The 20,814-nt window shown below is 43.9% G+C and carries 18 protein-coding genes; 12 read left to right on the forward strand and 6 right to left on the reverse strand.

Annotation, left to right across the window (positions count from 1 at the left end; all coding sequences use genetic code 11):
- Nucleotides 1–239: 239 nt before the first annotated feature.
- The gene (locus K6V30_RS15575) at nucleotides 240–485 is read left to right on the forward strand and encodes a DUF4248 domain-containing protein (RefSeq protein ID WP_010538191.1); all 246 of its coding nucleotides are present in this window, start codon (nucleotides 240–242) and stop codon (nucleotides 483–485) included.
- Nucleotides 486–642: 157 nt separating this feature from the next.
- On the opposite strand, the gene K6V30_RS15580 is transcribed toward K6V30_RS15575, so the two are convergent.
- Nucleotides 643–3,018, reverse strand: coding sequence for a DUF3987 domain-containing protein (locus tag K6V30_RS15580; protein WP_081030816.1), 2,376 nt, complete (start codon nucleotides 3,016–3,018; stop codon nucleotides 643–645).
- 96 nt (nucleotides 3,019–3,114) lie between these two features.
- On the reverse strand, nucleotides 3,115–3,591 hold the full coding sequence (locus K6V30_RS15585; protein ID WP_224207167.1) for a hypothetical protein: 477 nt from the start codon (nucleotides 3,589–3,591) through the stop codon (nucleotides 3,115–3,117).
- Between the two features lie 738 nt (nucleotides 3,592–4,329).
- Between K6V30_RS15585 and atpD the strand changes: the two genes are divergently transcribed.
- From atpD to K6V30_RS15640, 11 genes are all read left to right on the forward strand, one after another.
- Nucleotides 4,330–5,847, forward strand: coding sequence for a F0F1 ATP synthase subunit beta (atpD, locus tag K6V30_RS15590; RefSeq protein WP_055269438.1), 1,518 nt, complete (start codon nucleotides 4,330–4,332; stop codon nucleotides 5,845–5,847).
- Between the two features lie 12 nt (nucleotides 5,848–5,859).
- Entirely contained in the window at nucleotides 5,860–6,105 is a 246-nt protein-coding gene (gene atpC / locus K6V30_RS15595) for an ATP synthase F1 subunit epsilon (protein ID WP_055269439.1), read from the forward strand.
- A gap of 46 nt (nucleotides 6,106–6,151) precedes the next feature.
- Nucleotides 6,152–6,586, forward strand: coding sequence for a hypothetical protein (locus tag K6V30_RS15600; RefSeq protein WP_055269440.1), 435 nt, complete (start codon nucleotides 6,152–6,154; stop codon nucleotides 6,584–6,586).
- Nucleotides 6,570–7,685, forward strand: coding sequence for a F0F1 ATP synthase subunit A (atpB, locus tag K6V30_RS15605; protein WP_010538185.1), 1,116 nt, complete (start codon nucleotides 6,570–6,572; stop codon nucleotides 7,683–7,685). Before K6V30_RS15600 ends, atpB begins: the two co-directional genes overlap by 17 nt.
- A gap of 116 nt (nucleotides 7,686–7,801) precedes the next feature.
- A complete protein-coding gene (gene atpE, locus K6V30_RS15610; protein ID WP_004295758.1) occupies nucleotides 7,802–8,059 on the forward strand; it encodes an ATP synthase F0 subunit C in 258 nt (85 codons plus the stop codon).
- A gap of 69 nt (nucleotides 8,060–8,128) precedes the next feature.
- Nucleotides 8,129–8,632 (forward strand): F0F1 ATP synthase subunit B, encoded by a 504-nt coding sequence (gene atpF, locus K6V30_RS15615; RefSeq protein ID WP_008761391.1) that lies wholly within the window; start codon nucleotides 8,129–8,131, stop codon nucleotides 8,630–8,632.
- 5 nt (nucleotides 8,633–8,637) lie between these two features.
- Nucleotides 8,638–9,198 (forward strand): F0F1 ATP synthase subunit delta, encoded by a 561-nt coding sequence (locus tag K6V30_RS15620; protein WP_010538184.1) that lies wholly within the window; start codon nucleotides 8,638–8,640, stop codon nucleotides 9,196–9,198.
- Entirely contained in the window at nucleotides 9,198–10,781 is a 1,584-nt protein-coding gene (atpA, locus tag K6V30_RS15625; protein ID WP_010538183.1) for a F0F1 ATP synthase subunit alpha, read from the forward strand. Before K6V30_RS15620 ends, atpA begins: the two co-directional genes overlap by 1 nt.
- A gap of 148 nt (nucleotides 10,782–10,929) precedes the next feature.
- Nucleotides 10,930–11,826 (forward strand): F0F1 ATP synthase subunit gamma, encoded by an 897-nt coding sequence (locus K6V30_RS15630; RefSeq protein WP_010538182.1) that lies wholly within the window; start codon nucleotides 10,930–10,932, stop codon nucleotides 11,824–11,826.
- 131 nt (nucleotides 11,827–11,957) lie between these two features.
- Nucleotides 11,958–13,943, forward strand: coding sequence for an LruC domain-containing protein (locus tag K6V30_RS15635; protein WP_055269441.1), 1,986 nt, complete (start codon nucleotides 11,958–11,960; stop codon nucleotides 13,941–13,943).
- 233 nt (nucleotides 13,944–14,176) lie between these two features.
- Nucleotides 14,177–16,735 carry a helix-turn-helix domain-containing protein gene (locus K6V30_RS15640; protein ID WP_055269442.1) on the forward strand — a complete coding sequence of 853 codons (2,559 nt, stop codon included), beginning with the start codon at nucleotides 14,177–14,179 and terminating at the stop codon, nucleotides 16,733–16,735.
- Between the two features lie 93 nt (nucleotides 16,736–16,828).
- On the opposite strand, the gene K6V30_RS15645 is transcribed toward K6V30_RS15640, so the two are convergent.
- The 4 genes from K6V30_RS15645 to K6V30_RS15660 all read right to left on the reverse strand — a co-directional run bounded on the left by K6V30_RS15645 (nucleotide 16,829) and on the right by K6V30_RS15660 (nucleotide 20,605).
- Nucleotides 16,829–17,449 (reverse strand): LysO family transporter, encoded by a 621-nt coding sequence (locus K6V30_RS15645; protein ID WP_008761396.1) that lies wholly within the window; start codon nucleotides 17,447–17,449, stop codon nucleotides 16,829–16,831.
- The gene (locus tag K6V30_RS15650) at nucleotides 17,446–17,724 is read right to left on the reverse strand and encodes a LysO family transporter (protein ID WP_010538180.1); all 279 of its coding nucleotides are present in this window, start codon (nucleotides 17,722–17,724) and stop codon (nucleotides 17,446–17,448) included. Before K6V30_RS15650 ends, K6V30_RS15645 begins: the two co-directional genes overlap by 4 nt.
- 359 nt (nucleotides 17,725–18,083) lie before the next feature.
- Nucleotides 18,084–18,992 carry an SDR family oxidoreductase gene (locus tag K6V30_RS15655; RefSeq protein WP_055269443.1) on the reverse strand — a complete coding sequence of 303 codons (909 nt, stop codon included), beginning with the start codon at nucleotides 18,990–18,992 and terminating at the stop codon, nucleotides 18,084–18,086.
- Nucleotides 18,993–19,420: 428 nt separating this feature from the next.
- Nucleotides 19,421–20,605 carry a clostripain-related cysteine peptidase gene (locus K6V30_RS15660; protein WP_055269444.1) on the reverse strand — a complete coding sequence of 395 codons (1,185 nt, stop codon included), beginning with the start codon at nucleotides 20,603–20,605 and terminating at the stop codon, nucleotides 19,421–19,423.
- Nucleotides 20,606–20,814: the final 209 nt, after the last annotated feature.

The raw sequence follows: 20,814 nt of genomic DNA on the forward strand, positions 1-20,814 counted from the left end.
TACAGATTGTTGTTTTGACAATCAGTGTCGGGAGAGAGAATGAGCTCTGTTTCTTTCTTTCGATGTGTCAAAGATACTCTGATTTTCCGGGGTAGTTGTATGTACTTTATCGTACTTTGTGTTACTTTTATACAGATCGTATTTACTTTGTTTTCAATTGATTTTATTTTACTTGTTTCCTTGTGTGCGCGAATATGTTTTAGTATATTTGGAGTACGAAAGAACTTAATAACAACGATATGAAAACAGAAAGAGAAGAGGCGGAAGAGAAGCCGTTTGTCATTCGTCCGTATTTGAAGTCGGAGCTGGCTCATAAATACAATCCACATTTGCCATTGATTTATGCCATGCAGAAACTACGGGGATGGATCAGGAATAATAAAGAACTTAATGATGCCATGTATAGCGGTGGGGAAGGGAAAAACGATCATGCTTATAGTACCAGGCAGGTCAGGCTGATCGTGAAGTTTCTCGATGAGCCGTGAATTTGTTTTTCGATGAGTCATCCGTCTGCAAGGAGGAAAATAAATTAGCTATTAGCATATTTCGATTAGCTATTAGCTAATTTGTTTTTGCTAATAGCTAATCCTGATTTGCTGATAGGGCTTATTTCAAAGTCCAGTAAAGTCCGGAAAATCCATATTAGATTTTCAGAATATACGAACCGTGAGCTAATTTGCTGATTCTCCCTGCTTTAATGCCTTTGTTTAATAAGTAATAAACGGTGCTTCTTGAGAGGTTCAATTCCTCTCCCGAAGTACATGCTTCTTGGGCTGAAAAACTCTTTTTGAGTTTCGCCAGAAGTCGCGAGAGATTATCGGGCGATTGTAGCGGTTTTGTATCTTCGGCAGAGCTTTTTACCGAAGTACTGACCAGTTTGCTATGTTCGAAGCAACACAGCACGATGGCGAGCGCCGCTTTGAAATGCTCGTCCGAGCAGTATATTTCGGGCACTTCCATTCTCATGGTTGCTTTGTCGATGGCGGAGAAAATGCAGCAGATGCGTGCCGTTATCACTCCATAACGTTTCACCACACCCAGCAGGTCATCATTACCTAGCAGGTCCGTATCTTTGAGCAGTTGTGTGAAAACCCGGTTGAACTCTCTTTTCTGTGTATCTGTCAGCTTTACTTCCGTAGGAGAATCTTTCAGGAATAAAGCCATCTGTGCGAAGCGCATGGACAACTCGTTAAAGAGATCGTCTGCACGCACCTTTTCCTCTGCAAACACATCCTGCCATGCCGCCGGAAGTCTGAAGGTATTGATCAGAAAGCGGTTGTACAGTCCTGTCTCCATGGTTGGGATGAATAGAATGAGACTGGAGGGAGTGCCGGTGAGAAAAGCCGACAGGGAGGGATATTCGACTTTCAGCGGATGTCGTCCGTTGATCTTGTAAGACGAACTGATCAGCTCGTGCTCGAATGCCTTGCAGAGGATGTCGTCGAAGTGCCCGTAATCTTGGTTGCGGGCTGTGCTGACGCTGCTGGCTTCGGTACTGGTGAGCAGGGAAGAACAACTTTGGTTGTTGATGAGGTGAGTGATGAGCTGCGCCCGGCTGATGTCGGCAGGGATAAGCGGAAATGCCAGCTTCGGTTCCTCCGGTTCGTCCGGCAGGTTAGTGGCGGCAGTATTCTTTTTGCGTGCCGCCTGCAAGGAGAGGGTGTAGTCTCTGAGTGCTTTCTTGTATTCCTTTTCGATCTTCAGGCTTTGCTTCTCCCAATACTCACAGTAGTGCTTGTGCAGGCGGATTCCGTAGCCGATGAGATTCTTGTTGGCACCGGAGGAAGCTACGACGATGCAGTAGATGTTCGGCTGATAATTTCGTCGGTTGTAGCGGATGTTTACGCTGGGGAGCATACTGCTTATAGTGGTAATGCATGACAACAATAGTCCGTCCCTTTCACGCTCGTCTCTTGCGATGGAGACGCACTCTTTAAAGATGGCGGGAATGAAATCGTAAATTTCGCCAGGAAAGGTCGGAGTATGTTCTCTGAGCTCTTCTCCGATGATTTCATCCTCCTTTTCTGCCGGATTTTCGTTTTCTGAAAATCCTATAGGGGACTTTTGGACTTTACTGGAATTTGACGGAGGATTTTCGAAACTTTCCGTCTCTTCCGCAGTCATTACATTCTGGTAAGCTGATTTTACAGTACGTGCGATTTCGGATTCGCGGAAGTTGTCTTCTTCCAGGGTGCGAACCAATTCGGTGGTCAGTTCGTTACGTTCGATGCCGCGTTTGCAGGCAGCGCAACTGAGCCGGAAAACGGTTCCGTTCCGGTCGCCCGTTGCGGCAGGGTAGAGGGTGAGGTATGACTGTACGAAGGGAACGGCAGAAATCCGGTTGCCCGCCTTTGCAGGCGGATGTCCGTTGGAGAAAGAGACGGGAGTGTAGGTGGTGTCAGAACTGGAAGTGTCGGGAGTGTGGGTGATGCGTGGAGTGAGCGCACCGTTCGGCAGAAAGCCGTTGACGGCCTTTGCGTCACCGTTGTAGTATGCTTCCGGGTCGTAGGAACCGAAACAAGGATGAGTGATATCCTTGCATTTTCCGTCAGTCTCTACACCGAGAACGATGGAAACGAGCTTTGCCGTTGCTTCGTAAATGGCAGGATAATCATTTGCTCCGTCGATTTCTATACGAATAAACAGCTTTACCCCACGTCCGGAAATGCTGATAAACGCTCCCAGCACATATTCGAGGAGGCAGGCACGTACGAAAATATCCTTTGTCTGTTCGTCCGTATGGTCGATGTCGATGCAGAGTGCGAGTGATAGGGAGGTAAGGTTGTTTTTTGCGTGTCCCTTGTGGCATACGCCTGCGGGGATGACGCATGCCATGCTGTCTTTGATGGTTTGTGCATCGTGTTTGCGGTCTTTTGCCAAACAATTGCGGTGGCCTTCTACGGGCACTTTCCAATATCCGTTGCGCACCATTGCGAAAAAATCTTCTATGGAAATAGCTGTGGAAGATTTACTCCAAGTGTTGGTAAACAGTGACACTTGGTACATGAACTTTCTCATTTAAAATCAAATATTTTAGTTGCCGGAAGCGGGTGGTGTAGTTATCACGGGCTTCCGGCTGCAAAAATACAACTTTCGTTTTTCTTACCACATCGACTATTTTGACTGTTCTCTATTCCAATCGTCCCATTGGTCTTTCACCATTTCCTCCAGTTTTCCCAGACAGCTCTTGTAGGCTATGGCATGCTTCGGAGAGCGTTCGTCGCGGATTTCGATGCAATGGAACAGCCGTTTCAGCAAGTCCGGACAGCGTGGCATCAACGGTATCTGTTTGATGATCCGTTCTTCTTTGTTGCACTCTTTGATGTCTTTCTCCTGTACGGATTTCCAAATAAACTGTTGCTTGAAAATTTCTTTTGCAAGTGCTTCAAGTAATTCATTTTGAGTAAATAAGATGGGGAATCCGGATAGGTGACATTGAGAGATATCATCTGCTGTCAACGGATTACCTGCTTCATCTACCATCGTTACGTTTAACGTAAAGTTGCCGATTTTTTCGGCAAAAGCCAAAAGGTTTTTTTTACCATAATTTTTAGGATTAATAACGCTGCAAATTTCTTCTTTTTTTATCACATAGAATACTTTATGCTTATTTATCTTCTTCCATTTCTTCCCAATGCGGCAAAATTCTTGAAGTAACGTACCCTCTTGCCGGCTTGCCATACATACAACAGCACATGGTTTAAATTAGCTTTCCCCAAATGCACTTTTTATCTTTGTTAAGGAAGAATAGAAAAAAGGGAAGAGGAAGGCTGAAATCGTTTACTGTCAGGAAAGCTTCGTGAATGGCTGTTTTTCTTTTGTGCTCGAACACAAAACTAGTTGTCTGCGCTACTATTTTATCTCTTCTATAAGTGTTTGAATATAACCGTTGAAGAAGAAAACTAAGGGGTAAAATGTAGTTTTCTGATATTTTATAAGCAACAGTCGTGTTTTTCTGTGTAATCGTAATTGAAACAGGTCTGTATTGGTGTGTTTGTAGCCATTGTTGGTCTAATAAGTGTTATTGAACGACAAATAATGAAAAAGGAAGAACAACGATGCCAATTTGTTTCTACATTTGCGCAGTTGTTTATTTAACCATTTCTTTGAAACGCCTGCAAAGCGGTTGTAGAATGCCTGTAAAACATCTGTAAAACGTGGAAAGCAGTTGTAAAAAAGAAAATGTTAAAAAGAAATAGGGCGTGATTGAACAAAAGCTAAATTTAACTGTTTAGTATAATAGATTAAAGTAGATAAAACGCGAAACGTTCCTTGTCATGCTACTAAATTCGATAGGAAAAGAAAGAATAATATAAATAAAGATTGCTTATGTCACAGATTATCGGACATATCTCACAGGTAATCGGTCCTGTGGTTGACGTGTACTTTGAAGGCTCGGATGCAGAGTTAATGCTGCCAAGCATTCACGACGCACTGGAGATAAAGAGGCCAAACGGCAAAATACTGGTTGTAGAAGTTCAGCAACACATCGGCGAAAATACGGTTCGTACCGTGGCTATGGACAGTACCGACGGACTACAGCGCGGCATGAAGGTGTATCCCACCGGAGGCCCGATCACGATGCCGATAGGCGAACAGATTAAAGGACGACTGATGAACGTAGTGGGTGACTCTATCGACGGCATGAAGGCTCTCGATCGTACAGGTGCCTATTCCATCCACCGTGACCCTCCCAAATTTGAAGATTTGACAACTGTGCAAGAAGTACTCTTCACTGGTATCAAAGTAATCGACCTGCTCGAACCGTATGCCAAAGGTGGTAAAATCGGACTCTTTGGCGGTGCCGGTGTAGGAAAGACAGTGCTTATCCAGGAACTTATCAATAATATTGCCAAGAAACATAACGGATTCTCCGTATTTGCCGGAGTAGGCGAGCGTACCCGTGAAGGTAACGACTTGCTGCGTGAAATGATCGAGTCGGGCGTTATCCGCTACGGCGAGGCTTTCAAGGAAAGTATGGAGAAGGGAGACTGGGATCTTTCAAAAGTAGACTATAACGAACTGGAAAAGTCGCAGGTATCCTTGATTTTCGGTCAGATGAACGAACCTCCGGGCGCACGTGCTTCTGTGGCATTGTCCGGACTGACGGTGGCGGAGTCTTTCCGTGATGCCGGTAAGGAGGGCGAGAAACGTGATATCCTGTTCTTTATTGATAATATTTTCCGTTTCACGCAGGCAGGTTCGGAAGTTTCGGCTCTGTTGGGACGTATGCCTTCCGCCGTTGGTTATCAGCCGACGCTTGCCACGGAAATGGGTGCGATGCAGGAACGTATCACTTCTACCCGAAAAGGCTCTATCACCTCCGTACAGGCGGTGTACGTGCCTGCGGACGACTTGACGGACCCTGCTCCTGCAACGACTTTCAGCCATCTGGACGCGACTACCGTGCTCGACCGTAAGATTACGGAGCTGGGTATTTATCCGGCTGTCGACCCGTTGGCTTCTACCTCCCGTATCCTCGACCCGCACATCGTGGGACAGGAACACTACGATGTGGCGCAGCGTGTGAAACAGATCTTGCAGCGCAACAAGGAATTGCAGGATATTATCTCTATTCTCGGTATGGAGGAACTTTCGGAAGAAGACAAGCTGGTAGTGAACCGTGCGCGCCGTGTGCAGCGTTTCCTTTCACAGCCGTTTGCCGTTGCCGAGCAGTTTACAGGCGTTCCGGGTGTGATGGTAGGTATCGAAGATACGATCAAAGGATTCAGAATGATTCTCGACGGTGAAGTAGACTACCTCCCCGAACAGGCATTCCTGAATGTAGGTACCATTGAAGAAGCGATAGAGAAAGGCAAGAAATTGCTGGAACAAGCGAAAAAATAAAAAAAGAATAGGATGAAAGAACTGCATTTGAGTATCGTATCGCCCGAAAAGAGCGTATTCGACGGAGAAGTGAAGATTGTCACACTGCCGGGAACGATAGGATCGTTTTCTATCCTGCCGGGACATGCGCCTATCGTTTCATCGCTGAAAGCGGGAACGTTGGCTTACACTACGATGGACGACGAGGAGCATACACTGGATATTCAGGGTGGTTTTGTAGAAATGAGTGACGGGGCGGCTTCGGTGTGCGTCTCGTAGCGAAAAGACGAGATAGATTATACGTACAGCAGAAAAACACAATGACATGGTGAACATTAGTAAGACTAAACGGAATTTTATCGGGCTGAATACGCTGTTTGCGATACTGAGCGGAGCGGCGGGTGCACTGATCTTGCATATTGCCCTGCCGGGGCATTATTTCGGAGGATATCCGTTTATACCGGTTTATTTCTATATTTTCGGTTTGTTCAGTATTTATATGTTCGATGCGTGTCGGCGGCATGCTCCGCAGAAGATGTTGCTGCTCTATCTGGCCATGAAAATGATGAAGATGATTCTTTCGCTGATTCTGCTGCTGATCTATTGTCTGGCAGTGCGCGAAGAAGCCAAAGCTTTCTTGCTGACATTTATCTCGTTCTATCTGCTGTATCTGATATATGAAACGTGGTTCTTCTTCTCCTTTGAAGTGAACCTGAAACGGAAAAAGAAAAATAAGAATAAAAATGAAACAGTTGCGTAACATAGTAGCTCCGATATTTCTGCTCTGCCTGATGGCGGTAGCCAGTCTGCCGGCCTTAGCACAGGAACAGCAGGAAGATGTGACCCCGCAGGAGCAGAAGGAGAATACGGTCAATGTAAAAGAGATCGTGTTCGGACATATTGGCGACTCATACGAATGGCATATCACAACGTGGGGTAAAACGCACATTACTATACCATTACCTATCATTGTTTATAGTTCTGCTACAGGTTGGCACACGTTCCTTTCTTCCCGTCTTGCTGAGAATGGCGGCACGTATGAAGGGCTTTCCATTGCTCCCGAAGGAAGTAAGTATGAAGGCAAGCTGGTAGAGTACAATGCAGCCGGAGAGCAGGTTCGCCCGTGGGATATTTCCATAACGAAAGTGACGTTTGCTCTGTTGTTCAACAGTGTGCTATTGCTGGTAATTGTGCTGAGTGTGGCGCACTGGTACAGGAAACGTCCGCAGGGGGCATTGGCACCGGGCGGCTTCATCGGATTCATGGAAATGTTTATCATGATGGTGAACGACGATATCATCAAGAGCTGTGTCGGACCCAACTACCGGAAGTTCGCTCCGTATCTGCTGACTGCGTTTTTCTTCATTTTCATTAATAACATCATGGGGTTGATTCCGTTCTTCCCCGGAGGTGCGAACGTGACGGGAAACATTGCGATCACGATGGTGCTTGCTATCTGTACCTTCCTTGCAGTCAATATCTTCGGAACCAAGCATTACTGGAAAGATATCTTCTGGCCGGATGTGCCTTGGTGGCTGAAAGTGCCTGTACCGATGATGCCTTTCATCGAGTTCTTCGGCATCTTCACCAAACCGTTTGCCTTGATGATCCGTCTCTTTGCCAATATGCTGGCGGGACACATGGCTATGCTGGTACTGACTTGCCTGATCTTTATATCGGCAAGCATGGGACCTGCGCTCAACGGTACGCTGACGGTGGCTTCCGTCCTGTTCAACATCTTTATGAACGCGCTTGAACTGTTGGTAGCTTTCATCCAGGCATACGTATTTACCATGCTTTCGGCAGTGTTTATCGGACTGGCACAGGAAGGCGCAAAGGTGAAGGCAGAGGATCAATGAACTGAATAAAAAAGAATAGAATGCGATGAATACGTAAAACATACGATTTACGGAACAAACGCGAATAGAGAGCAAATAAATAAACGAGAAAATAAACCATTTTAAAACTGAAAATTATGTTACTATCAGTATTGTTACAAGCCACTGCAGCAGCAGTAGGAGTAAGTAAATTAGGTGCAGCTATCGGTGCAGGTCTTGCAGTAATCGGAGCTGGTTTGGGTATTGGTAAGATTGGTGGTTCGGCTATGGAAGCTATCGCACGCCAGCCGGAAGCCTCGGGTGACATCCGTATGAATATGATTATCGCCGCCGCCTTGATCGAAGGTGTGGCTTTGTTGGCGGTAGTGGTATGTCTGTTGGTGTTCTTCCTCTAATGGATTTCAGTGCTGAAATGTTCAGCTGCGAAATCGTAAATTGTAATTTGTAAAATTGTAAATAAAATTATGTCATTACTATTACCTGATAGTGGCCTGTTGTTCTGGATGTTTGTCGCATTCGGGGTTGTGTTCGTGATATTGGCAAAATACGGTTTTCCCATCATCATCAAGATGGTGGAAGGCCGTAAAACCTATATCGATCAGTCCTTGGAGGTGGCAAGAGAAGCCAACGCCCAGTTAGCTCATTTGAAGGAGGAGGGCGAGGCGCTTGTGGCTGCTGCCAACAAGGAACAAGGACGGATCTTGAAGGAAGCAATGGAAGAACGTGACAAGATTGTTCATGAGGCCCGTAAGCAAGCAGAGATAGCTGCGCAAAAGGAGCTTGACGCAGTGAAACAACAAATCCAGATAGAGAAAGACGAAGCTATCCGTGACATCCGTCGCCAGGTAGCCGTGCTTTCTGTCGATATCGCCGAGAAGGTGCTCCGCAAGAACCTTCAGGACAAAGAATCCCAGATGGGTATGATCGACCGGATGCTGGATGAAGTATTAACCCCTAATAAGAACTAAGTAAAATGGAAGTCGGAGTACTCTCAATGCGATATGCCAAAGCGATGATCGAATACGCGCAGGAGAAAGGTGTGGAGGATAGACTCTACAACGAGTTCTTCATATTATCTCACAGCTTTCGTACCCAGCCGGGTTTGCGTGAGGCGCTTGATAATCCTGTCATCTCAATGAAGGATAAGTTGGTACTGGTATGTACGGCTGCCGACGGTGACGGTAAATCAAGCAGAGAGTTTATCCGTTTCATTACGCTGGTTCTGCGAAACAGGCGCGAAGGCTATTTACAGTTTATCAGCCTGATGTACCTGGACCTCTACCGGAAACTGAAACACATCGGAGTAGGCAAGCTGATTACGGCTGTCCGGGTGGACAAGGAGACGGAAAACCGCATCCGTTCCGCAGCAGCGCATATTCTGCATGCCCAGATGGAACTGGAGACTGTGATTGATCCCTCGATAGAAGGGGGCTTCATCTTCGATATCAACGATTATCGGCTTGATGCAAGCATTGCTACGCAGTTGAAACGAGTGAAACAACAGTTTATTGATAAGAATAGGAGAATTGTATAATGTCTGAAAATATAAGAGTAAGCGAAGTATCCGATATATTGCGCAAGCAGCTCGAAGGAATCAATACCAACGTGCAGCTTGACGAGATCGGTACGGTGCTCCAGGTGAGCGACGGAGTGGTACGTATCTACGGATTGCGGAATGCCGAAGCCAACGAATTGCTGGAGTTTGACAACGGCATTAAAGCCATTGTGATGAACCTCGAAGAGGACAACGTGGGTGCCGTTTTGCTGGGTCCTACCGACAGAATCAAGGAAGGCTTTATTGTAAAACGTACCAAGCGCATCGCCTCTATCCGTGTGGGCGAAGGTATGCTGGGACGTGTTATCGACCCGTTGGGAGAACCGCTCGACGGAAAAGGGCTGATTGGTGGCGAGCTGTACGAAATGCCGTTGGAGCGTAAAGCGCCGGGAGTGATTTACCGTCAGCCGGTGAACCAGCCTTTACAAACCGGTTTGAAGGCAGTAGACGCCATGATCCCTATCGGACGCGGACAGCGTGAGCTGATTATCGGTGACCGTCAGACAGGAAAGACCTCGATCGCGATTGATACGATTATCAATCAGCGCAATAACTTCTTGGCAGGCGATCCGGTGTACTGTATCTATGTGGCTATCGGTCAGAAAGGATCTACGGTCGCTTCTATCGTCAATACGCTCCGCGAGTACGGTGCGATGGATTACACGATTGTGGTGGCTGCTACGGCAGGCGATCCGGCTGCATTGCAGTATTATGCACCGTTTGCAGGTGCTGCCATCGGTGAATATTTCCGTGATACCGGTCGGCATGCGCTGGTGGTGTATGACGACCTTTCAAAGCAGGCTGTTGCCTATCGGGAAGTTTCGTTGATTCTTCGCCGTCCGTCCGGACGTGAAGCGTATCCGGGTGATATCTTCTACCTGCACTCCCGTCTGTTGGAGCGTGCGGCAAAGATTATCAAGGAAGAGGATGTGGCGCGCGAGATGAACGATCTTCCGGAGAGTTTGAAAAGCATCGTGAAGGGTGGTGGTTCACTTACGGCTCTGCCTATCATCGAGACACAGGCAGGAGACGTTTCGGCATATATCCCTACAAACGTGATTTCGATCACCGACGGACAGATATTCCTCGAAACGGACTTGTTCAATCAAGGTGTCCGTCCGGCTATCAACGTCGGTATCTCTGTATCCCGTGTAGGTGGTAACGCCCAGATCAAGGCAATGAAGAAGGTGGCCGGAACATTGAAGATGGATCAGGCGCAGTATCGTGAACTGGAAGCTTTCTCCAAATTCAGCAGTGATATGGACCCTATTACGGCAATGACCATCGATAAGGGACGTAAGAACGCTCAGTTGCTCATTCAGCCCCAATACAGCCCGATGCCGGTGGAACAACAGATTGCTATCCTGTATTGTGGTACGCACGGTCTGCTCCACGATGTTCCTTTGGAAAACGTACAGGACTTCGAACGCAGCTTCATCGAATCTCTGCAACTCAACCATCAGGAAGATGTACTGGATGTTTTGAGAACCGGTGTGATAGACGATAACGTGACCAAGGCTATCGAGGAGACTGCCGCTATGGTTGCCAAACAATATTTATAGAAATGAAGAATGAAGAATTAAGAATGAAGAATGGGCTGCGCTGTCAAAGCGTTGCCATCTTCCTCTTTATTCTTTTCGGTCAGTACCCAAATGGGTACTGCACGGTAAATTCTTCATTCCTCATTCTTCATTCTTAATTTAAAAAGTTATGGCTTCACTGAAAGAAGTAAAAACCAGAATAAATTCGGTAAAGAGTACCCGAAAAATCACTTCAGCAATGAAGATGGTGGCTTCTGCCAAACTACATAAGGCACAAGGAGCCATTGAGAATATGTTGCCTTATCAAAGGAAGCTGAACAAGATTTTGACCAACTTCCTGAGTGCGGATCTTCCCATTGAATCTCCTTACATAAAGGCAAGGGAAGTGAAGCGGGTGGCAATTGTTGCCTTTTCTTCGAATACATCGCTCTGTGGTGCTTTTAATGCGAATGTCATTAAGATGTTGCTACAAACGGTTGGTGAGTTCCGTACATTGGGACAGGACAATATTCTGATATTCCCGGTAGGAAAGAAGGTGGATGAAGCAGCGAAACGTCTGGGATTCCAACCACAGGAAACTTCTGCGACGCTTTCTGACAAACCTTCGTATCAGGAGGCTTCCGAGTTGGCACATCGCCTCATGAAAATGTACATCGCCGGAGAAATAGATCGGGTGGAGCTGATTTATCATCACTTCAAATCAATGGGTGTACAGATTCTGCTTCGCGAAACTTATTTGCCTATCGACCTGACACACCTAGTGGACGGGGAAGAGAAGGAAAAAGAAGAAGAAGTACAAGGAGGAGAAATAGCGAATGATTACATCATCGAGCCCTCTGCGGAAGAACTGATCGCTAACTTGATTCCGACGGTATTGAGCCAGAAACTCTTTACGGCTGCTGTAGATTCAAACGCTTCGGAACATGCTGCACGTACATTGGCCATGCAAGTGGCTACGGACAATGCGAACGAGCTGATTCAAGACTTGACGAAGCAATATAATAAGAGTCGTCAGCAGGCCATTACAAACGAATTGTTGGATATTGTGGGTGGTTCTATGCAGTAAATGTCTGTTGCATGATAATACTATTTTCGGAATCAGTATTCCGTTTTTAATATTTGTGAGGCTGGCAGTGAAATAATCTATATATTTGGAAGTTCCAAGTCTTAATAGCTAACAAAACAAATATATAGATTATGACACACAAGCGATTGTTTAACATTTCAAGTGTTATTGCTACAGCGGCATTTATTAGTGGGCTCTTGGCAGGATGTATGGAGAAAGATTTATATGATCCTAATTATGGGAAAGACCCTGTACCGGACCCTGGCGAATATTTCGGATTTGAAACACGTGGCGATGTGAAGCTTTCCGTAAATTATGACTTACCGGGACTCATTGCACTTCTTGAAGTATATGATGAAGATCCGATGGAAACAGTGGATAATGAATCGGTTAAAAAAGAAGGAATCGAAGCTTTATTCAAAATCTACACAGACAAAAACGGAAAGTATGAAGGAAAAATGAATATTCCGACTTCCGTAGAAAGTATTTATTTGTATACATCAAGTTGGGGAGTACCCCGATGCGTAAAACTGGACTTGAAAGACGGCTTGGCAAGTCTGGATATGAGTAAAATCACCTCTCCATCTGCTAATACAAAGGCAGTAACCCGCTCCTATAATTTTTCAAAAGGTAGTGTACCGTATACTATCAATTCCAGTGCAAATTTATACTCATTGTGTAAGTGGGGAAATTGCGGATTGCTTTCTTACATTGTTGATCAATCGCATCAGTATATTGATGATAATCCCAATCCCGGTTATATTACTCACATAGGAAAGGTAGGGGCTGAAGATATTGGCGTTTTCACCAAACGTATGATGCAATTCTTTGGAAATAGTGCGGATAACTCGGAACTGGTCAGGGAATCCGGAGTGACGAATATTAGTGTGAAGCAAGATGGAACCACTTTGGATGTGGTGTTTCTAAATAGAAGTGCGTCATATAATAATACGTTCGGATATTATTATTATAAAACCGGTGAAGGAGTCGATCCCGCAAAAGTGAAGAAATATATTGTATTTCCAAATGTAATGATGGTATCTCAAGAATTGTATAATGAGTCGATTCTGAAATGCGGGGATAAAGTGCGGTTATGTTATTTTGGTGAGGATGGCAAAGCCAGCCAAACTTTTCCGAAAGGATATACAGTCGGATGGTTTATATATGCTGATGGATATAATTATAAGAATGTTGGACAGCAGAGTGATGAGATAAACATTCATAAACCTCTTCTTACTTCCAATCCGGCAAAGACAAAAGGGCAAAACTTTATTACTGTAAAAGATACAAAGAGCGGTAGAGTGATAATTGGTGTTGAAGATGCAGGAAATAAAAGCTATTGTGATCTGTTATTTTATGTGGATGCTTCGTCTGAAACCTCTGTGGATGATTCGAACAGACCTAATATCCCGGATAATGATAAGCCGATAGAAGAACCGGATGCACAAGAGAACCTTTTAGGTACATTAGCCTTTGAAGATATTTGGCCTAATGGGGGCGATTATGATATGAACGATGTAGTTGTAGAATATTGCCGTGCTACCTATTTCGATTCTAATAACATGATAAATAAGATTGTGGATACCTTTACCCCGACACATGACGGAGCGATGTATGAAAATGCGTTTGCTTATCAGATAGATAAAGGACAGTTTGGCAAAGTGACTTCGGATAAGGACATAAAAGTGGAAAGTGAAATATCTTCCATTATTGTATTCCCAAGTGTCAAACAGGCTGTTAAAGGGAAAGTGGGTACCTATACGATAACCAGAACGTTCGACAAGGCTTCTTTCAATAAAGAGAATCTGAAGGTGTATAATCCGTATATTATCGTAGGATATGCTGCAAATCAGAAGAACCGGACGGAAGTGCATTTGCCCAAGCATGAGGCAACAGCTTATGCTGACGCATCGCTTATCGGTTCTGGTAATGATGCTTATTACATTGATAGTGAAGGAGCTTATCCATTTGCTATTGATATTCCGATGTCGGATTTCGTTCCGGTAACGGAGACACATAATATTGATACGGAATACCCTTATTTCAAAGATTGGGCCGACTCTGGAGGTGCGAAACATACGAATTGGTATAAGGAATATCGGTCTCCCCAAAAATAAGAAAATAACTTTAATATAACTGTGACACGACTTTGTGTTCTTATTTGATCCGGTCCTGGTTTTCTTCAAGCGAGAAGAAGCCGGGACTATTTTTTGTTTGTCTGTCCAACATAATTATTCTTTATAGTTAAGAATGCGAATTGGATATATTTCTTACTGACTCTTTGTTTTCTTTATGTTCAGTTTCGGTGGTTGGAATCTATTCAGTACCTTTACCGAAAATTTTAGGAGACATGGAAAATAATCCGGAACTACAACTTGCTTGGCAGTTCATTGAAAATACAGGCACACATCTGTTTCTTACCGGAAAAGCCGGAACTGGAAAAACTACATTTCTAAAACGACTGAGAGAACATACACCCAAACGTATGGTCGTATTGGCTCCCACAGGGATTGCAGCTATCAATGCTGGAGGGGTAACGATTCATTCTTTTTTTCAGTTGTCTTTTGCGCCGTTTGTGCCGGAAACGACTTTCAATTCTGCCCAGATGCACTACCGTTTCAGCAAAGAGAAACGGAATATTATCCGCAGCATGGATCTGCTTGTCATCGATGAGATCAGTATGGTACGTGCAGATTTGCTGGATGCTGTGGATGCGGCTTTACGTCGTTATCGTGACCGTGAAAAGCCCTTTGGTGGGGTGCAGCTATTGATGATCGGAGACTTGCAGCAGCTGGCACCTGTGGTGAAAGACAGTGAGTGGGAGTTGCTGAAGAATCACTATGAGACACCTTACTTCTTTGCCAGCCGTGCATTGAGAGAGACAGTATATATGACGATTGAACTGAAAAAAGTATATCGTCAGAGTGATACTTTCTTCCTTTCTTTACTGAATAAGATACGCGAGAATAAAGCGGATGATGAAGTGTTGAATGAACTGAACCGCCGTTATCAGCCCGGCTTCCATCCCCGGAAGGAGGAAGGCTATATCCGGCTGACAACGCATAACTATCAGGCACAACAGGTGAATGACCGTGAACTGGCATCTTTGCCCGGACGGGCTTATAGCTTTCGGGCTGAGGTAGAGGGAAATTTCCCGGAGTACTCGTATCCTGCTGACGAAGTGCTGACCATCAAGGAAGGTGCACAGATTATGTTCCTCAAAAACGATGTTTCGTCGGAAAAACGGTATTATAACGGTATGATTGGCGAAGTGGTAAACGTAGATGCAAAGGGGATGACTGTATGCGGAAAAGATAGTACGTATGTTTTTCAGTTGCTGCCCGAAGAATGGGGGAATTATAAATATGTGCTGAACGAAGATACAAAGGAAATTACGGAAGAAATAGAAGGAGTATTCCGGCAATATCCCATCCGTCTGGCATGGGCTATCACTATTCATAAAAGTCAGGGCTTGACGTTTGAACGGGCCATCATTGACGCCCGTAACTCTTTTGCACATGGCCAAACGTATGTAGCGTTGAGCCGTTGCAAGACCTTGGAAGGAATGGTACTGGAAACTCCTTTGCGCAGAGAAGCGATAATCAGTGACCGTATTGTAGATGATTTTACGAAGAATGTGGAACAGAATAAACCGGGAAGCAAGCAACTGAATGATATGCAGAAAGCATATTTTTATGATTTGCTGAGTGATTTGTTTAACTTTTATTCATTGGATCAGGCATACAAGCGATTGCTCCGTTTAATGGATGAGGACCTTTATAAACTTTATCCGAAGCAGCTTGCCGAATATAAAGCATTGGCTTCTCACGTGAAGGAAAGAGTAGTGGAGGTTTCCCAGCGTTTCCGCAATCAGTATACGCGTCTGATCAATGAAGGGGAGGATTATGCGACAAATCAGGAATTGCAGCAGCGGATTTGCTCGGGAGCTGCCTACTTCCGTAAAGAGTTAGAGCCTGTCCGTGAGTTGTATGATAAGACGAGCATGCCTCTTGACAATAAAGAATTGCGGAAGCAACTAAATGAGCGTTTGCAGGCATTGGATGATGCTTTATGGATTAAGGAGTCTCTCTTGGAGGAGATGCAGACAGAGGCTTTTACTGTCACGGGCTATCTGAAACGGAAAGCAAAAGTGATGTTGAGTCTTGAAGGAGATACTGCTTCTTCCGGTTCTTCTGCCAAAGCTCCGAAGGAGAAAAGAGAGCGCAAGGAGCGTACCCGAGGCAATTCCGGAAAGGTAAAAGTGGAGGTTCCGACGGATATTTTGCATCCGGAACTGTATCGTGCTCTGTCGGAATGGAGGACGGCAAAGACACGTGAAGTGAGTATGCCGGCTTATGTGATCATGCAGCAAAAGGCACTGATGGGTATTGTAAATCTATTGCCTGATACACCGGGAGCTTTGGAAGCGATTCCTTATTTCGGAGCGAAAGGGGTGGAGAAGTACGGGTTTGAAATTCTGGGTATCGTACGTAAATACATGAAAGAGAATAACCTGGAACGACCGGAGATATTTTCTTCTGTTTCGAATGAAGAGAATGCACGGGAGCAGAAGTTGGCAGCGCAACATCAGGAGAAAAAGGAGAGACAAAAGGAGAAGAAGAAAGATACAAAGCTGGTGAGCTACGAAATGTTCTGTCAGGGGATGACGATCGAAGAGATAGCCAAAGCCCGTGATCTGGTGACCGGGACGATTGCTACTCATTTGGAGCATTATCTCCGTGAGAATAAAATAAAGTTAGAGCAGGTAGTGTCGGCTGATAAGATAAAGAAGGTTCGGAATTATCTGGAAACACATGAATTTATGGGCGTGGTAGCTATTAAAGCCGCATTGGGAGATGAAGTCTCTTATGCTGATATTCGCTTTGTGTTGGCGGCTGCGGGACATTAATAAAATCATTTAAAGAGATATCCCCCTTTCTTATTTCCGGTTTTGAAATTGACAGGAGTAAGAGAGGGGGATGCCTGTATAGTGAGTTACAGGTTATAGGTTACAGAAGAAAGAGACGAATACAGGCACACTGATATCGATCAGAATACCATGTAAAATAGCAATAGGAATCATTTCTTTTCCTGAATATCTGCTGATAGAAGGTAATAATACATCCATTGAATTGACACCGGCTGCTGAAATAGGAGCTAGCTTCCCGAAATACTTCTTGATGAGCGGTGTGCCCAGAAGTGCCATCATTTCACGGAAGATATTGGTGAGCAGGGCAATTGTGCCTAGCTCTGTAGCCAGCTGTATTCCGATGGTCGGTTCTTTAAACTGGGTAATCAGGATGGAAGACAGTGAATAGTATGCGAATCCGCTTCCCACTGCCATACAGTCGAATACACTCCATTGGCTTAGCAAAATACTTGCTAAGGCAGAAAACAGTAAGGTACCGGTGATGGTTCCTAGTGGGATCAACAGCATTTTCGGGTGTAAATGTGAGATGATCGCTTTCAGATTTTTGTTAGAACCGATACTGATTCCTACTTGCAGCATCAATGCGTATAGTATGTACATGGAAACGGTGTGCGTATCAAATTGGAATTTATTAAAAACTCCCATGATGCAGCCTACACAGAAAAAAACAATAACGATGAGACTTCCTTTCATTGTTTACCTCCTTTCTTGAAAAATAGTTGTAATACAAGTCGGGCAGCAAGCAAGCTCCCTAATACGCCGGATACGGCAAGAATGATTGCTTGCCATCCAAACTTACCGAGATTGTTCACAATCAGACTATTGGAACCGATGGACACTCCAAGGATAAAGAGTAACAGGAATATGGTAAGAGAAATGGTCTTTTCTGTCTTTTGCAAAATAGTCCAGTTACGCAATCCGTAGCCGATGCCGATTCCCAAAAACATGGTAGATATAATAGAGAACATATTGTAATATATTTTATTTGGTTAGGTTAAACAATTAACAAATAGCATGGATAATCCCCAAAAAGATACACATCTTATTGAAAATCAGATGAAAGTACTGCCTGTGAATAATGAATAAATCAGTAGGCCGTTTGAGTAAAAATGGGGAAGGGGAATTTAGATGAATCCGCTGAACCAATGTACATGCACGCAACAAGACGTGCAGAAATTGGGAATTTCCGCATGGAATATAGTGGCGTTATGTAATTGTAATGTTTGATTCATTATTATACTTCTTAATTTGGGTGCAAAGATAAGAAGTTATTGCATATTTTCAAAATAAATATGCAATAATTAAAAAGGGAAAGGTTGTGTATCGGTTAATTATCCCATTCCATGAGAATCTCTTTTAGCATACGTGGCCGGTAGCCAAGTATTGTACGGGCTTTTGCAATGCTCATCCCACTAAAGCGGGGGCGGGGAGTTGCTTCTTTCATATCTTTGGTTGTAATAGGATGGATAAGTGAGCGGTCCAGTTTCATGCAGTCCGCTACATGGAAAGCAATTTCCGCAATGGTCATACATTCATCGCCACAGATATGAAAAATACCATTGGCAGTGTTCTCTATCAGACGTTGCACTCCGTCCGATACGTCACCGACATAGGTAGGGGTGCGCCATTGGTCGGACACCACACGGATCTCTTGCCCTGCATTCAAACGATTCATTACGAGCTGTACAATATTTCCATGTTGTCCCGGCAGTGCTTTCCCGTAGACAATCTCTACACGAACAATGGCGTAGTTACTGCAGATTTCGGCAATCCTATTCTCTCCTTTCCATTTGGTGAAACCGTAATAGTTGACCGGAGCGGGGAGGCTCTCTTCTGTATAAAGTTGCCCGGAATTTTCATCTATCTTTCCGTCAAAAACAAAATCTGTAGATAAGTGGATGAATCGGCTTTTGTATATTTCGCAGAGATATGCCAATTGCTCTACTGCTGTAACGTTTGTAAGATAAGCCTCTTCATGATGTGTTTCACAATAATCGGGGACGGATAAGGCAGAGCAATTGATGACTGCATCGGGTTGTGCTTCTTTAAAGAGATGCTTGATAGCTGCTTCATCCCGTATGTCTGTTGTGACGAAATGATATTTACCGTCACCATTTGGAAGGATGTCCGGATGCAGGGAGCATCCTGTTGCGTTATATTGTTCCTTATTTGATAAGTCATTCAGTATCTGGCGTCCGGTGAATCCGTTTGCACCGATGATCAGTATATTCTTCATGGGTTATTTTTTATGTTATCGTTCGTTTCAGTCATCTGAATACGTTTGGGCTTAAAAGTATGGTTTTCTGTATTTATTCTCACAAAAGTAGAAAATAATTTCAAGTATATAACATTGATCTTAGGTAGAAGATGAAGTACGGACATAAAAAAAGGAGCAACGCCTTGCTCCAACCTTTGTTAACCTTAAATCTAATACTATGAAAAACACGATGCAAAGATACGTACTTCTGTGATATTAGCAAATTATCCAAGAAAATTCGTATGTTTTATAACATTGATTAAGAATTTGAAATCTCGATTCTATTTTTATTAAGAGATTTTCGGGCTTACTCTTTTATACTATAAGAAATATATCTTTATGTTATGAGAAATACATCTCGGTAACTTTAAGCAAAAGTAATATACTCTTATTAGAGATATGAGATATTAATGGGTAGCTGCATACCATGCTGTTTCTTTTTTTCCTGAAGCAAGCCTGTTAGTACTCGGATCGGAGATTGTAATGCCGGAAAATGTATTTATTTTCACTTTACCTCTGCTCATAGAATAGAAATATTCTGTATTTCTTTTGAATGGCACTGTGCGATTGAGCTGTTCGTTGAATTGTGCTACCAAAGTTTTATCGGGGCATAATTTTGAAACATAGTCACCATAATCAAAGAAGATGACCGGATTATATCCGTCTAATCTTTGTAAGGAACTGGTTAATGAAGAATCAAACGTATATTGATGATTAATCTCTTTCATAATAGCTGCCAGATTATCAAGTTCGGAGCAATCAGTGACAGCAATTGTTCCGCATGGCATTTCGCTATAATTGGAATAAAAGGAGTAGAAACCGTCACAGATACCCTCATAATCTACTTTTCCTATCAGATATTGACCAATTTCGGCGTATGGCATGCCGTACGCCATCACTTCACTTGTAGACCCTATCAGATAATCAGTCACATCTTTGAGATCATAGGCTACTTCTACACTCGACATATAGCAGTCATCGAATAATATATATTCCATTTTAAGTCCTGCATTGGAAATACCTTTGGCAAGTGTTGTTATATCAGTCTGATATTGAGGTTCCAGTCCTCCGAAATAACGTGTCATTGGTACATTTTCGTACTCCCAGTGCATCTTGGTACGGAGACCGCTACGCGATTGGGAGTTTGATACGGGTATCCATCCCATACCGTGGCAGCCGATAACCATTGCATAACGTTTGGTAGGAGAATAGCGTTGAACGTCATTGAGGATGGATGTGATACCTTCTGCCGTTGTATATGCAGGGTCTGTATATTCCTTTAGAGTTTTACGTGCGCTTTTACCATTTTCATAGGTGAGTTCGAAAAGAGTGGCTTTCGTTGCTGTAGTACACATGAAGACAATCACCCGTTCATTCTTCAGTATATTTTTTCCGACTACACTTTCCAAGTCGCTGATATTCTGATAAAAATTGGATGTAAGGTTAGTAGACCACGGGAGATACATGAATACTGTCTGTTCTGTGGGAACTATAACAGGATCTTCCTTCTCGCATGAAGTCATGCCAAAAGAAAGGAACAGTATGACGATAACTGATTTTATCAAATGATAATATTTCCGCTCTGTTTTCATTGTTTTGTCAGAATTAAAATTACTTCTTGATATATAACGTAAAAAGAATACTTTTTGATTTATATAATCAAAATGTAATCCGGATGTATCTTTTTAATAAGTGTTTCTGCAAATTTACCGAAAAATAATGTAATTCTCTATATCTGTAAGTCCAATAGTTCGCATATAGACATAAAAAAAGGAGCAACGCCTTGCTCCAACCTTTGTTA

This window comes from Bacteroides faecis, assembly GCF_020091505.1.
In the GTDB taxonomy this organism is placed as follows: Bacteria; Bacteroidota; Bacteroidia; order Bacteroidales; family Bacteroidaceae; genus Bacteroides; species Bacteroides faecis.